At 44.6% G+C, this 13,454-nt stretch carries 12 protein-coding genes; 6 read left to right on the forward strand and 6 right to left on the reverse strand.

The genetic code is table 11. The features are described from left to right. Positions 1–549 precede the first annotated feature (549 nt). The 4 genes from thrS (at position 550) to rplT (ending at position 3,994) form a co-directional block, all read left to right on the forward strand. Positions 550–2,496: a threonine--tRNA ligase gene (gene thrS, locus BLT07_RS18600; protein ID WP_091873471.1), complete on the forward strand. Its 1,947-nt coding sequence runs from the start codon at positions 550–552 to the stop codon at positions 2,494–2,496. 31 nt (positions 2,497–2,527) lie between these two features. Continuing rightward, entirely contained in the window at positions 2,528–3,076 is a 549-nt protein-coding gene (gene infC, locus BLT07_RS18605; protein WP_262503262.1) for a translation initiation factor IF-3, read from the forward strand. Positions 3,077–3,321: 245 nt separating this feature from the next. Continuing rightward, positions 3,322–3,519 (forward strand): 50S ribosomal protein L35, encoded by a 198-nt coding sequence (gene rpmI / locus BLT07_RS18610; RefSeq protein ID WP_091873479.1) that lies wholly within the window; start codon positions 3,322–3,324, stop codon positions 3,517–3,519. Between the two features lie 130 nt (positions 3,520–3,649). Beyond that, positions 3,650–3,994 (forward strand): 50S ribosomal protein L20, encoded by a 345-nt coding sequence (gene rplT / locus BLT07_RS18615; protein ID WP_091873481.1) that lies wholly within the window; start codon positions 3,650–3,652, stop codon positions 3,992–3,994. Positions 3,995–4,068: 74 nt separating this feature from the next. On the opposite strand, the gene BLT07_RS18620 is transcribed toward rplT, so the two are convergent. Further along, positions 4,069–4,491, reverse strand: coding sequence for a secondary thiamine-phosphate synthase enzyme YjbQ (locus tag BLT07_RS18620; RefSeq protein WP_091873484.1), 423 nt, complete (start codon positions 4,489–4,491; stop codon positions 4,069–4,071). Between the two features lie 305 nt (positions 4,492–4,796). On the opposite strand from BLT07_RS18620, the gene BLT07_RS18625 reads away from it, so the two are divergent. Beyond that, complete coding sequence (locus BLT07_RS18625) at positions 4,797–5,591, forward strand: HAD family hydrolase (protein WP_091873487.1); 795 nt, start codon at positions 4,797–4,799, stop codon at positions 5,589–5,591. A gap of 193 nt (positions 5,592–5,784) precedes the next feature. Here BLT07_RS18625 and BLT07_RS18630 read toward each other — a convergent pair whose 3' ends face one another. From BLT07_RS18630 to tgt, 5 genes are all read right to left on the reverse strand, one after another. Further along, positions 5,785–7,047, reverse strand: coding sequence for an asparagine synthetase B (locus tag BLT07_RS18630; protein ID WP_091873490.1), 1,263 nt, complete (start codon positions 7,045–7,047; stop codon positions 5,785–5,787). A gap of 229 nt (positions 7,048–7,276) precedes the next feature. Further along, positions 7,277–8,827: a replicative DNA helicase gene (dnaB, locus tag BLT07_RS18635; RefSeq protein ID WP_091873494.1), complete on the reverse strand. Its 1,551-nt coding sequence runs from the start codon at positions 8,825–8,827 to the stop codon at positions 7,277–7,279. 156 nt (positions 8,828–8,983) lie between these two features. Beyond that, positions 8,984–9,937 carry an acetyl-CoA carboxylase carboxyltransferase subunit alpha gene (locus tag BLT07_RS18640; protein ID WP_091873498.1) on the reverse strand — a complete coding sequence of 318 codons (954 nt, stop codon included), beginning with the start codon at positions 9,935–9,937 and terminating at the stop codon, positions 8,984–8,986. Between the two features lie 162 nt (positions 9,938–10,099). Then, on the reverse strand, positions 10,100–11,182 hold the full coding sequence (locus BLT07_RS18645) for an LptF/LptG family permease (protein ID WP_091873501.1): 1,083 nt from the start codon (positions 11,180–11,182) through the stop codon (positions 10,100–10,102). Beyond that, positions 11,182–12,312: a tRNA guanosine(34) transglycosylase Tgt gene (gene tgt, locus BLT07_RS18650; protein ID WP_091873713.1), complete on the reverse strand. Its 1,131-nt coding sequence runs from the start codon at positions 12,310–12,312 to the stop codon at positions 11,182–11,184. Before tgt ends, BLT07_RS18645 begins: the two co-directional genes overlap by 1 nt. 266 nt (positions 12,313–12,578) lie before the next feature. Between tgt and BLT07_RS18655 the strand changes: the two genes are divergently transcribed. Further along, positions 12,579–13,424 carry a transketolase gene (locus BLT07_RS18655; protein WP_091873505.1) on the forward strand — a complete coding sequence of 282 codons (846 nt, stop codon included), beginning with the start codon at positions 12,579–12,581 and terminating at the stop codon, positions 13,422–13,424. Positions 13,425–13,454: the final 30 nt, after the last annotated feature.

Consider the following 13,454-nt stretch of genomic DNA (forward strand, 5'->3'; position numbering starts at 1 on the left):
CATCGTTGTACTTTATATATATTCGCGCACACCCACTGAAAAGCCCTCCCGGCCCCGTCTCTCTCTATTAAATCTTACGCCCGGCCCCCATCGCGCTTTCGCGACCGGGGACGGGCCTCCTTGTTATATGGTTCCTTCCAACGGGCTTTCGCCCGATGGTCGTTGTTTATCTCCACAGTATGTCAATGAACTTGTCAAAAAATCCGCCCCTTAAATCTTCTAGGTCGCCCTATTGTCTCTCAAAGCGGGTGCAAATATAAGAGGGTTTTTCGAATAAAAAATACAAACAAAGATTTTTTTTGAAGTTTTTTTCGAGGCATCCTCCTAGCCCCTATTTATTAGGACTTTACGTCCTATTTTTATTTTAAACGGCCTTGAATATAATACTATTTATCCTATTGTGCAAGCAAGTGTATCCTTTTTTCATCTTCATCCTTATCCAAATACTAATCCTTCCCTAGCAAAACACAGAACAAACATGTCCATCCTAATATAAAATGTTGTGCGCATCCGCTCGGATTGCTATCTTTGGCATCTTAAAAAAATGGTATGATCGCTATCACCTTACCGGACGGTACTGTAAAAGAATTTGCCAAGGGAAGCACTCCCATGGACGTCGCCAATAGCATCAGTGCAGGCCTGGCGCGGAACGTTATTTCGGCCAAATTCAATGATACCGTAGTGGAAAGTGTAACTCCCCTGAACGAAAACGGCAACCTGATACTCTACACTTGGAACGATAAGGAGGGGAAAAAAGCGTTCTGGCATTCTACTTCCCACATTGTTGCCCAGGCTTTGGAAGAACGCTATCCGGGAATTAAACTGACCATCGGTCCTGCGATCGATAACGGATTTTATTATGATGTGGATTTTGGCGAACATACGTTTTCCGAAAAGGATTTTCCCGAAATAGAAAAAAGGGCCTTGGAAATTGCGCGCGGCAAACATGACTTTAAACTGCATGCCGTCTCAAAAGCGGACGCCCTATCCTTATATAAGGAACAAGGGAATGAATTTAAGGTAGAGCTTATCGAAAATTTGGAGGACGGTACGATTACCTTCTGCGACCACGATACGTTTACCGATCTCTGCCGCGGGGGCCATATACCGAATACCGGTATCGTCAAGGCCATTAAAATATTGAACGTAGCGGGCGCCTATTGGAGAGGTGATGAGAACAAGCCGCAGTTGACACGGGTGTACGGCATATCCTTCCCCAAGCAAAAAGAGCTGACCGAATATCTCGAAATGCTCGAGGAAGCCAAAAAACGAGATCACCGAAAATTGGGCAAGGAGCTTGAACTGTTCACTTTTTCACAAAAGGTGGGGCAAGGGCTTCCGCTATGGCTGCCCAAAGGGGCGGCGTTGCGAGAGCGTTTGGAGCATTTTCTTAAAAAAGCACAGAAAAAAGCGGGCTACGAAATGGTCGTCACCCCGCATATCGGCTCTAAAGAACTATATGTCACCTCGGGTCATTACGAGAAATATGGTGCGGACAGTTTTCAGCCCATACGCACCCCGAAAGAGAACGAGGAGTTTTTGCTCAAACCGATGAACTGTCCGCATCACTGCGAAATCTATAACGCCCGACCGTTCAGCTATAGGGAACTGCCCAAGCGCTATGCGGAATTCGGCACGGTATATCGATACGAACAGAGCGGAGAACTTCACGGGCTTACCCGGGTGCGCGGCTTTACCCAAGACGATGCCCATATTTTCTGTACCCCCGAACAGCTGGATCAGGAATTCAAGAATGTTATCGACCTATCTCTATATGTATTGGGAAGTTTGGGCTTCGATAATTTTACGGCGCAGGTTTCCATACGGGACCTTGACACGCCCGAAAAATATATCGGTTCTGTGGATAATTGGGAAAAAGCGGAAAACGCGATCATCAATGCGGCTACCGAAAAAGGACTCGATTTCGTCATCGAAAAAGGGGAAGCCGCTTTCTATGGCCCGAAACTGGATTTTATGGTCAAGGATGCCCTGGGAAGACAATGGCAGTTGGGCACCATTCAGGTAGATTACAACTTACCGGAACGTTTCGACCTTACCTATAAAGGTAGTGATAACGAGCTACACCGGCCGGTCATGATCCATCGCGCGCCCTTCGGAAGTATGGAACGTTTTATCGCCCTGCTATTGGAACATACGGGCGGAAATTTCCCATTATGGCTGATTCCCGAACAGGCTATCGTACTGCCCGTGAGCGAGAAACATGAAATATATGCCGAAAAAGTTTTGAGTTCTTTGGAAAATAACGAAATTCGCGCCCAAATCGATGCTAGAAGCGAAACCGTAGGTAAAAAAATACGGGAAGCTGAAATGAACAAAATTCCGTTCATGCTTATTGTAGGCGAAAATGAAGAGGAAGCGAATACGATTTCCGTACGCCGGCACGGAGGCGAAGATTTGGGATCGATTTCCATAAAAAAGTTTACCGACTTGGTTGCTACTGAAATAAATAGTACCTTAAAGTCGTTCGTTAATTAAAATAGTTTAACTAAAAATAGAAGTCATAGCAATACGTAAAAGATTTAGGCCCCAACCTAGAAGGGAAAACAAGAACCCGCATAAAATCAATAGAAAAATATTGGCGCCAGAGGTACGATTAGTAGGCGACAATGTCGAACCTGCAGTGATACCCATACGCGAAGCACTTGATAAGTCCGTCGAAATGGGTCTCGACCTAGTGGAAATATCACCGGATGCCAAACCGCCCGTAGTCAAAATCATGGACTACAAGAAGTTTCTTTATGAACAAAAGAAACGGGAAAAGGCAATGAAGGCCAAAGCATCGAAGGTAACGGTTAAAGAAATACGATTCGGTCCGAATACCGATGATCACGATTATGAGTTTAAAAAGAAGCATGCGGAAGGGTTTTTAAAAGACGGTGCCAAATTAAAGGCTTACGTTTTCTTTAAAGGACGTTCGATTGTTTACAAGGATAAAGGGGAAATTTTGCTGCTAAAACTTGCCCAAGAATTGGAAGACGTCGGTAAAGTAGAGCAATTACCTAGATTGGAAGGCAAAAGAATGACCATGTTCATTGCGCCCAAGAACAAGAAATAGGGAGGGATATTTAATCATTCATTATCGGTTGCGAAAAACGGTTAGGGTCTGTTTAAATAGAACCAGCTGAAATTAGCGCGATATTTTGAATCTATCCTTAGCCCTCGGCTCAAGCCCTGTTGTGGGGCTTGATGATTGTAAAAGGGATGCTGTAAATGCTAACGGAGTATCATACTATTCTTTACATGGAATTATGGCTCCAGAGAGATTGAGTTTAATAAGTGAGATTAATATAAATAGGAAAAATGCCGAAACAGAAAACAAAATCCAGTGCCAAGAAGCGTTTTAAGCTGACCGGTTCAGGAAAAATCAAAAGAAAGCACGCTTTTAAGAGTCACATTCTTACGAAGAAGTCTAAAAAGCGAAAGCTCAAATTGACACACAGTACGTTGGTCCACAAAGCGGACGAGCCGAATATCAAAGATCAATTGTGCCTGAGATAATTTATTCGGGGACATTGTAAAAGGTAATTTATTAACCATGGAGTTGGGCTAAAAAAGAGTTATGGGTTATGATTCATAGTTAAGGATTCTAACAAAAGTTAACCGCCTACTACAAAAACAAGTAAACAGTATGCCAAGATCAGTAAATGCAGTGGCTTCACGCGCTAGAAGAAAAAAAGTGATGAAGCAGGCCAAAGGGTATTTCGGACGACGTAAAAACGTTTGGACGGTTGCCAAAAATGCGGTAGAAAAAGCAATGTTATATGCTTACCGTGACAGAAGAAATAAAAAACGGACGTTCCGCGCCTTGTGGATTACCCGTATCAACGCAGGGGCACGCCAGCACGGCATGTCGTACTCCCAATTTATGGGAGGCATGAAAGCCGGCGGTATTGAATTGAACCGAAAGGTTTTAGCCGATTTGGCGATGAACCATCCGGAGGCTTTTAAAGCTCTTGTCGATAAAGTAAAATAACTAAATGGTTACCCTGAGCGCAGGCGAAGGGTCATTTTAAAAATCCGATCGGTAAATTTACCGATCGGATTTTTTTATTTCCCGAACGCAGTCAAGACCAACTTTCGCCCCGAAGCGTTGTTGCGATGCTCACAGAGGTAAATACCTTGCCATGTACCCAAATTCAACCTTCCATTAGTAATCGGTATCTGAACCGAAGAGCCCAGTAAGGAAGCTTTGATATGTGCCGGCATATCATCGGGGCCTTCATAATTGTGCACATAATAAGATGCATTCTCCGGTACCATCATGTTAATATGACTCTCAAAATCCGTACGGACTGTAGGGTCGGCATTTTCGTTAATGGTCACACTTGCGGAAGTATGCTTTATGAATATCTGTAGCATACCCGTTTCTATCTGCTTGATTTCTGAAAAAGATTTCGTAATGACCTGCGTAATCAAATGGAAGCCACGTTCATGTGCGGGCAAGCGTACTTCTTTTTGATAAAATTTCATTAGATATCTGTTTAACGTGACCTAATTTGGTATTACACTTCTTAGCTATCGAATATCGAATATCGAATAAAAATAAAACTTTTACCATCCACACCCTAAGGGCATCTCCAAAAACTCTATTTTGGATGCTGACTTGTCCATTTTTCCCGCTACTTCGTTGCCAAAATACTCATTTAGCTCTGCTAAACTCCGCTTTTGGCGCCTCATATCTGAAAAAAAATTCTGCGTCATCATTCCAAAAAGAATTATTAGAGATGCCCTAATTTCATTTTGAAGGGATACCTTTGCCCGTTCAAATCAATACAATGGATCTATCTCGAATAAAAATGGTCGTCACGGATATGGACGGCACCTTGCTCAACTCCGATCATGAGGTCAGCGACCGCTTTCTAGAAATTTTTCGAAAGCTCAAAGAGCGCGATATTCTTTTCGTAGCGGCCAGCGGACGGCAGTATCAAAGCATAGTCGATAAGCTACCCAGCATTAAAAACGATATTACCGTCATCGCCGAAAACGGGGGCGTTGCGATGCAGAACGGAACTGAACTCGTATCAACCCCATTTCCTCATAAAGCCAAGAACAAGGTGTTGGATATTTTGGGGGATATAGAAAATATACATCCCGTGCTTTGCGGAAAGGATGGTGCCTTTATTTTGGACAATTCACCAGAATTCGAAGAAAAACTACAGGAATATTATTCCAAATATACCGTTTTGAAAGACCTGAAAGCATTTGAAGGCGAAATCATAAAAATCGCAATCTACCATTTTGAAAGCTCGGAAAAATATATCTATCCGGCAGTCAAACATTTGGAAAACGATTTGCAGGTTAAAATCTCCGGCCAAAACTGGGTCGATATTTCGAGTCCGAATGCGAACAAGGGGTATGCTCTTCAAAAAGTCCAAGAACTACACGGTATTACCCCGGAAGAAACTATAGTATTTGGAGATTACAACAACGATCTGGAAATGTTGGCCTTGGCGGATTTCAGCTTTGCCATGGAAAACGCACATCCGAACGTAAAAAAGGCGGCTAAGTATAGTACTGCAAGTAATGACAATTTCGGGGTGGAACGGGTGCTGGAACAGCTGTTGTCCTAAAATTCAACTCACCGATGTATAAGGTTCTAGGTTTGATCGCTGCTCTCAGTTCTTCAAAGTTAAACATGCACTAAAAATACCTTGAACCTGAATCTCCGCAGACAGATTTGCAGCCTTAGGTTTTCACCCTTTTTAGCGAAGTGTTTAGCGGTCGCAAATACACTCCGAACCGCACATACAATTACTCATTGCACTAGGTTTTCTGCTTCTTCTTGCGTGCCGCCGGAAACAAGACATTGTTTAGTATCAGCCGATAACCCGGGGAATTCGGGTGCAGTTCCAGTTCCGTTTTTGGGTCTCCTACGCGATGTTGGTAATCTTCGGGGTCGTGACCGCCATAGAACGTGAAAAATCCCTTTCCCTTGATACCGTGAATATAGCGGGCCTCACCATTGATTTTATTTTCGCCCAATACCAACACCGTCGGTTTCACCTCATCTCTCGAAAAAGCGGTAGTCTGCCCCATAAAACCTTTGACCAAGGCGGTGTGGTTTTGACAGAGCATAGTGGGCACGGCATCCCACTTGGCGGAAAAATCCATTAGCGAAAAATAATCCTGTTCTTTTTGGACATTCCCGCGTTTGGTGGTCATATCGATGGACGAAAATTCGTACTTGAGCGGACTCCGCTCCAAGGTAAAATCGGTGAACGCAAAGGTATTGGTGAAGTCCAGCTTCGCTTGATAGTTGGCATCGGAAGGGTCTCCATCGAACATAGGCTCACAGATATCCACCCCTTCCGAGGCCAGTGCGATATCGAAGCTATCCGTTGCAGAGCACATGGCAAACATAAAACCACCACCGATGACGTACTTTCTGATTTTTTGGGCTACCGCGCTTTTTTCGTCGGATACTTTATTAAATCCAAGTTTTGACGCCAAAGCCTCTGCTTCTTCTTTTTGTTCAATGTACCACGGCGCGGCGCGATAAGCACCGTAAAACTTGCCGTACTGACCGGTAAAATCTTCGTGGTGCAGATGCAACCAATCATAAAGTGCGAGTTTATCGCCTAAAACTTCCTCATCATATACCGTATTATAAGGAATCTCGGCATACGTAAGTACCATAGTCACGGCATCGTCCCAAGGTGCGTTTCCCTTAGGGGAATAGACGGCAATTTTAGGTGCTTTTTCAAGAATGACCGCATCTTGGTTTTGAGAGGGGCTGCTAATTTTGTCGAGAATGGATTGCGTCTGTCCGTCGGACAGTATTTCGAACGACACCCCCCTGATTTGGCATTCCTTTCGTATCGCCTCGCCATCGGGCAAGAGAAAAGAGCCGCCACGATAGTTTAACAGCCATTGCACTTTCTGTTGTTTGCTCAACACCCAATAGGTGATTCCATAGGCCTTTAAGTGATTCTTTTGACCCTCGGCATCCATGGGAATAAGAATCGAACTTGCTATAGCGGGAAAAGAAAAAAGAAGAAAGAGAAAGGAGAAAAAAAGATTGCGCATTAGCCGAAATTTACGAGTGTACTCTCAAAGATAACGTAAATCGTCGCTGCGGATTGTTCCGTGGCGTTAAAGGTTTCTAAAGGGGAATGGCTACAAAGGTATGATTAAGCTTAAAAAAGATTGCAAGATGACGAATCTTGAATGTACAAATTTCAAAAATCAAATCTCGAACGCTCACGTCATACTATTGAACTAAACTCATAAACCCCTAAACTCATAAACCTTTTTCTCAAAACGGCACATCACTATCCTCATCCGGCCTTACTCCATCGTTTAAAGAACTACCAAAAGCTTGGTCGGCACTTGGAAGGTTCTTGGTGATAAACGGATTTTCTTCGTTAGCGTTCATTTTGGACTGAAATTCGAACGGGGAATCAAAATCGTCAAGATTATCGAATTTACCGAGCTGGCCGATGAATTTTAGGCGGATGTTATCCAAACCGCCATTACGGTGTTTGGCGACAATAAATTCCGCTTGGCCTTGGGTCGGGGAACGTTCTTCGTCGTCCCACTCGTCGATTTTGTAGTATTCGGGGCGGTAGATGAACGATACGATATCGGCATCCTGTTCAATGGCGCCCGATTCCCGTAAATCGGAAAGCAAGGGCCGTTTACTTCCCCCACGTGTCTCCACGGCACGAGACAGTTGCGACAGGGCGATGACCGGCACGTTCAATTCTTTTGCCAAGGCTTTCAGGTTTCTTGAGATCGTGGAGATTTCCTGTTCGCGATTCCCCCCTTTTTGACTTCCTCCGGCGGTCATCAGTTGCAAGTAGTCGATAATGATCAATTTGATATCATGCTGCGATGCCAGACGTCTCGCTTTGGCACGCAGATCGAATATCGACAGCGATGGGGTGTCGTCAATGAACAAAGGGGCCTTTTCGAGGGACTTGACCTTAACGTTCAATTGCTCCCATTCATGCTTCTCTAATTTTCCGGTTCGGAGTTTCTCCGAGGATAAACCGGTTTCGGAAGAAATCAGACGGGTTATCAACTGTACCGACGACATTTCACAGGAAAAGAACGCCACGGGAATGTTATTATTGACGGCCATATTCCGGGCCATGGAAAGCGTCAATGCCGTTTTACCCATACCCGGCCTTGCGGCTACTATAATCAAATCACTGGGCTGCCATCCGGAGGTCAATTTATCTACCTTATCAAAACCTGAGGGTACGCCACTGAGTCCTTCTTTATTAGCGATTTCCTCAATGCGTTTTTTGGCCTGGATTACCAAATTCTGGGCGGTTTCTGCGGATCGCTTTAGGTTGCCTTGGGTAACATCGTAGAGTTTGGCCTCCGCATTATCCAACAAATCGAATACATCGGTACCGTCATCGTAGGCTTCCTCAATAATTTCGTTGGATATTTTGATAAGGCTGCGCTGAATATATTTCTGTAGGATAATCCGTGCATGAAACTCGATATGTGCCGAAGAAGCGACCTTTTGGGTGAGTTTTATGAGGTAGAAATCCCCTCCAATAGCCTCCAGTTTCCCATCCTTCTTTAGTTGGGAAGAAACTGTTAATAAATCCACCGGTTCGGAGGTTTCGAACAATTTAAAGATAGCCTCGTAGATGTAGCGATGTGCATCCTTATAAAACGCATCAGGATGTAGGATATCTATTACTTCGTCCACCCCCTTTTTATCAATCATCATGGCACCCAGAACAACCTCCTCTAAATCAACAGATTGCGGCGGAATTTTCCCACGCTCCAAGCTAATGATGGTGGACTTGTCTATCTTGCGGCCGATAACGGGATTGATTTTTTCCATGGCTACGAAATTATGCAATTAACCTTGAGTTAACATAAACGAAACGGACTGCGATATTCACAGTGGCATGTTGATAAGTTACGATTTTGTGTTGATAACAAAAAAAATCCGAAGAAAGCGTTCTCCGGATTTTCATCAGCTTGATAAAACCGTGGGTCAACCGTTAAAAACACCCATATTGGCATATTTATCCATCCGTTGATTTACCAATTCTTTTGGGGATAACTTTTGAAGTTCCTCATAATTGGCCGCGATTTTACTTTTTACGATCTCAAATGTTTTTTCGCGATTGGTATGTGCCCCGCCTGCAGGTTCACGTACGATTTCGTCGATCAACTTCAATTTTTTCATGTCCGTCGCCGTCAGCTTAAGGGCCTCTGCAGCCTGTTCTTTATACTCCCAGCTACGCCACAAGATCGAGGAGCATGATTCGGGAGATATCACGGAGTACCACGTATTTTCCAACATTAAGACCTTGTCGCCCACTCCTATTCCCAAGGCACCCCCGGAAGCGCCTTCGCCTATAATAATCACGATTATAGGAACTTTCAAACGGGTCATTTCCAGAATATTTCGGGCTATAGCTTCGCCCTGACCTCTTTCCTCTGCCTCGATCCCCGGATAAGCGCCAGGCGTATCGATCAAACAAACTACGGGAATACCGAATTTCTCGGCGGATCTCATGGCCCGCAAGGCTTTTCTATAGCCTTCGGGGTTGGCCATCCCAAAATTGCGGTATTGTCGGGTCTTGGTATTGTATCCTTTTTGTTGGCCGATAAACATATAGCTTTGGTCTCCGATCTTACCGAGACCGGTGATCATCGCTTTGTCATCCTTAACATTTCGATCGCCATGAAGCTCTAGAAACGCCTCTCCGCATATCGCATTGATATAATCCAACGTATAGGGTCTGTTCGGATGTCGCGATAATTGAACGCGTTGCCAGGCCGTAAGGTTCTTATAGATTTCCTTTCGGGTATCCGCGAGTTTTTTTTCAATCTGCTTGCAGGTCTCGGTTACGTCGACATCGCTCTCTTCTCCGATGACCATGCATTTGTCAAGCTGTTCTTCGAGCTCCTTAATCGGGAGTTCAAAATCGAGATATTCCATATTTTAATAGGTTTAGTTTGATGTACGCGTCTTGATAGCGCAAATATAAAATTTTCTGAACGTTTGTTTCGGATTTAAAGAATTTAACCGTGTGACGGTCAAAGATTGCGCATTGCAGGTTAAAATAGTTTAAGGTCTAATCCGCCATTTTCTATTGCGTTGCTACCTTTTCGCCTTTTGCAACAGCACAAAAGCCAAAATGCCAAAGAGTAGGTTCGGGATAATTACCGCCAATAACGGTGAAAAGCCCGCTTGTTCGGCCAGCGTACCAAAGACCTTGTCAAAAAATATAAAGATAAACGCCACGACGATTCCAAACGCCAGGTTTACCCCCATGCCGCCCCTCCGTTTTACCGAGGCTACGGCGACTGCGATGATGGTCAGGATAAAAGCCGATATCGGGAGGGCCCATCTTTTATATTTTACGAGTACGTAGGTATTGATGTTAGAAGCTCCCTTTTGTCGCTGATCGGCAATAAACCTGTTCAATTGAAAAATATTCTTGGTCTCCGCAACGTACGACACCGGGGTCAGATCCCCGATATCAAATGTGAACAAGGTATCTAACCGGCGTTTGGTATCGACCAGGGCGGTATCGTTTACCAACCTTCTTTTTTCGTACGAGGTGAGGCGGTAAATCGTATCCTTTTCGATCCAACGGATATTGGCCGCGGAAATCTTGAAATCGAGTTCATTATCGGCATTAAAACGCTCATACGTAAAATTGTACCCGATCTGTCTGGCGGGGTCGAAGCTGCTCACATAAATAAAATCCGTTTTATTGAGCTGGGTAAATACATTATTGGTCACCCGATCTTGATTTCCCTTTTTGAGGTATTTAAACTTGAATTCGTTGAAACCTTTGCTCGCCGTGGGCACAATGAACATCCCCATAATAAACATCATCAGGGCTATAATGGATGCCCCGATAAGATAGGGCCGTAAAAATCGGTTATAGGAAACCCCAGAACTCAAAATAGCGACAATCTCAGTATTACTGGCGAGCTTAGAGGTGAAGAAGATGATGGATAGGAACAAAAAAATGGGAAATAACAGGCTTCCTATATATATGGTAAAGTTGCCGAAATAGACCAAAATTTCATCCAAAGGTGCTTCATTGGCCTGCATTTTTCCGATCTGCTCCGCCAAATGGGCCATGATACCGATGGGAATGAACAAAAGAATCATCACCCCAAAAGTGATCAGGTAGCGTTTTAATATGTATTTATCGATGATACTAAGCACTAGAGTCGTTTATCCATTTGTTTGACCATGACGGCCTTCCACTGTAAAAAATCTCCCGCTAAAATATGCTTTCTGGCCTCACGTACCAACCAAAGATAAAAACCGAGGTTGTGTATGGTGGCAATCTGTTTACCCAAATATTCGTTGGCTGCGAACAAATGTCGCAAATAAGCCTTTGAATATTCGGTATCCACAAAGGTAAGGCCCATTTCATCGACCGGGGAAAAATCGTCTTCCCATTTTTTGTTCTTGATATTTATGGTGCCGTGCGCCGTGAACAACATGCCGTTTCTGGCGTTTCGTGTCGGCATCACGCAATCGAACATATCGACCCCCAAGGCTATATTTTCTAAAATATTGATCGGTGTACCCACCCCCATAAGATACCGGGGTTTGTCTTCGGGAAGAATGTCGCAGACCACCTCGGCCATCGCATACATCTCTTCCGCAGGCTCCCCGACGGATAATCCTCCGATGGCATTGCCCTCCGCCCCCACCCCTGCAATATATTCAGCGGACTGTTTCCGAAGGTCTGTATAGGTCGAGCCTTGTACAATTGGGAAAAAAGTTTGCGAATATCCATATTCAAAAGGCGTTTTCTCTAAATGTGTGATACACCGCTCCAACCAACGGTGTGTCATGTGCATCGAACGTTGGGCGTACTTATAATCACAGGGGTACGGCGTACATTCGTCGAAGGCCATGATGATATCGGCCCCGATGGTACGCTGAATTTCCATGACCCGTTCGGGCGTGAACATATGGGTAGAACCGTCGATATGTGATTTAAACTTGACGCCTTCCTCCTTGATTTTTCGGTTGTTGGATAGGGAATACACCTGATATCCGCCGCTGTCCGTAAGTATGTTGCGGTCCCATCCCATAAATTTATGGAGTCCGCCTGCTTGTTTCAGGATATCCGTTTTCGGGCGGAGAAATAAATGGTAGGTATTCCCGAGGATGATATCGGGGTTAATATCTTCTTTCAGCTCCCGCTGATGCACGCTCTTTACGGAAGCCACAGTGCCCACCGGCATAAAAATCGGGGTTTCTATAGTGCCGTGATCGGTGACCATGCTACCGGCGCGTGCCTTGCTATGAACGTCTGTGTGGTGTAGGGTAAACTTCAAACTTCGAATTATGGGGGCAAAGGTAATCAACTGGAAAACATTACTAACCTAACGAAAAAATAAAGTTGTGCGGATGGGTCGCGGTCCAAGGTGATAAACGTTCTTCTAAATTTTTAAAGATTCTTTTTCCACTTTCCACTTTTCACTTTCCACTTTTCATTTTTCACTTTACCCTTCATTAAAAGGATTAAAAATAATCTCGACACCACTTGTATTCCCAAAAGATTGCGATTACATTTGGGAAATTCTTAAATCAAGGCATTACAATGGCAGAACTGGATAAATTACAAAATATCGTTACACAGACCCGACGGGATATACTAAGGATGGTGCATGATGTGAATTCGGGGCATCCCGGTGGTTCGTTGGGCTGTACGGAGTTTTTTATAGCCCTGTACTACGAAATTATGAATCTCAAGGATGATTTTGATATGGATGGGAAGGAGGAGGATATTTTCTTTTTATCCAATGGACATATTTCCCCGGTCTGGTACAGCGTGCTGGCACGGAAAGGATACTTTCCAGTAAAGGAGCTGGAGACCTTCAGAAAATTGAATTCCCGTTTGCAGGGCCATCCGACCACCCACGAAGGGCTTCCCGGTATTCGAGTATCCTCCGGATCTTTAGGCCAGGGCATGTCCGTCGCCATCGGTGCCGCCCTTGCCAAAAAATTGAACGGAGACGAGCATTTGGTATATAGCCTGCACGGGGATGGGGAATTACAGGAAGGCCAGAATTGGGAAGCCATCATGTACGCCGCAGGTAACAAGGTCGATAATATCATCTCGACCGTAGACCGCAACGGACAGCAAATCGATGGCCCCACCGAAGATGTTCTTCCGCTAGGCAATTTGAAACAAAAGTTCGAGGCCTTCGGATGGGATGTGCTCGAAGTACAGGACGGCAACAATTTAGAAGCTGTCATTAAAGGATTGAACGAGGCCAAAAGTAGAACCGGCAAAGGAAAACCTGTTGCCATTATCCTGGATACGGTAATGGGCCACGGCGTCGATTTCATGATGCACACGCACGCATGGCACGGTAAAGCGCCCAATGATGAGCAACTCGAGGATGCGCTTTCTCAAAATGCGGAGACGCTGGGGGATTATTAGGAATTACCACCCAAATGCTTTAATGAACTA

Origin of the sequence: Pricia antarctica (assembly GCF_900101815.1) — a bacterium.
GTDB lineage: Bacteria > Bacteroidota > Bacteroidia > Flavobacteriales > Flavobacteriaceae > Pricia > Pricia antarctica.

What these genes read in the sequence shown, in the direction of transcription:
- BLT07_RS18625 (WP_091873487.1), top strand. Translation starts at nt 4,797, where the DNA reads ATGGATCTATCTCGAATAAAAATGGTCGTCACGGATATGGACGGCACC.
- thrS (WP_091873471.1), top strand. Translation starts at nt 550, where the DNA reads ATGATCGCTATCACCTTACCGGACGGTACTGTAAAAGAATTTGCCAAG.
- rpmI (WP_091873479.1), top strand. Translation starts at nt 3,322, where the DNA reads ATGCCGAAACAGAAAACAAAATCCAGTGCCAAGAAGCGTTTTAAGCTG.
- BLT07_RS18630 (WP_091873490.1), bottom strand. Translation starts at nt 7,047, where the DNA reads ATGCGCAATCTTTTTTTCTCCTTTCTCTTTCTTCTTTTTTCTTTTCCC.
- BLT07_RS18640 (WP_091873498.1), bottom strand. Translation starts at nt 9,937, where the DNA reads ATGGAATATCTCGATTTTGAACTCCCGATTAAGGAGCTCGAAGAACAG.
- dnaB (WP_091873494.1), bottom strand. Translation starts at nt 8,827, where the DNA reads ATGGAAAAAATCAATCCCGTTATCGGCCGCAAGATAGACAAGTCCACC.
- rplT (WP_091873481.1), top strand. Translation starts at nt 3,650, where the DNA reads ATGCCAAGATCAGTAAATGCAGTGGCTTCACGCGCTAGAAGAAAAAAA.
- BLT07_RS18655 (WP_091873505.1), top strand. Translation starts at nt 12,579, where the DNA reads ATGGCAGAACTGGATAAATTACAAAATATCGTTACACAGACCCGACGG.
- BLT07_RS18620 (WP_091873484.1), bottom strand. Translation starts at nt 4,491, where the DNA reads ATGAAATTTTATCAAAAAGAAGTACGCTTGCCCGCACATGAACGTGGC.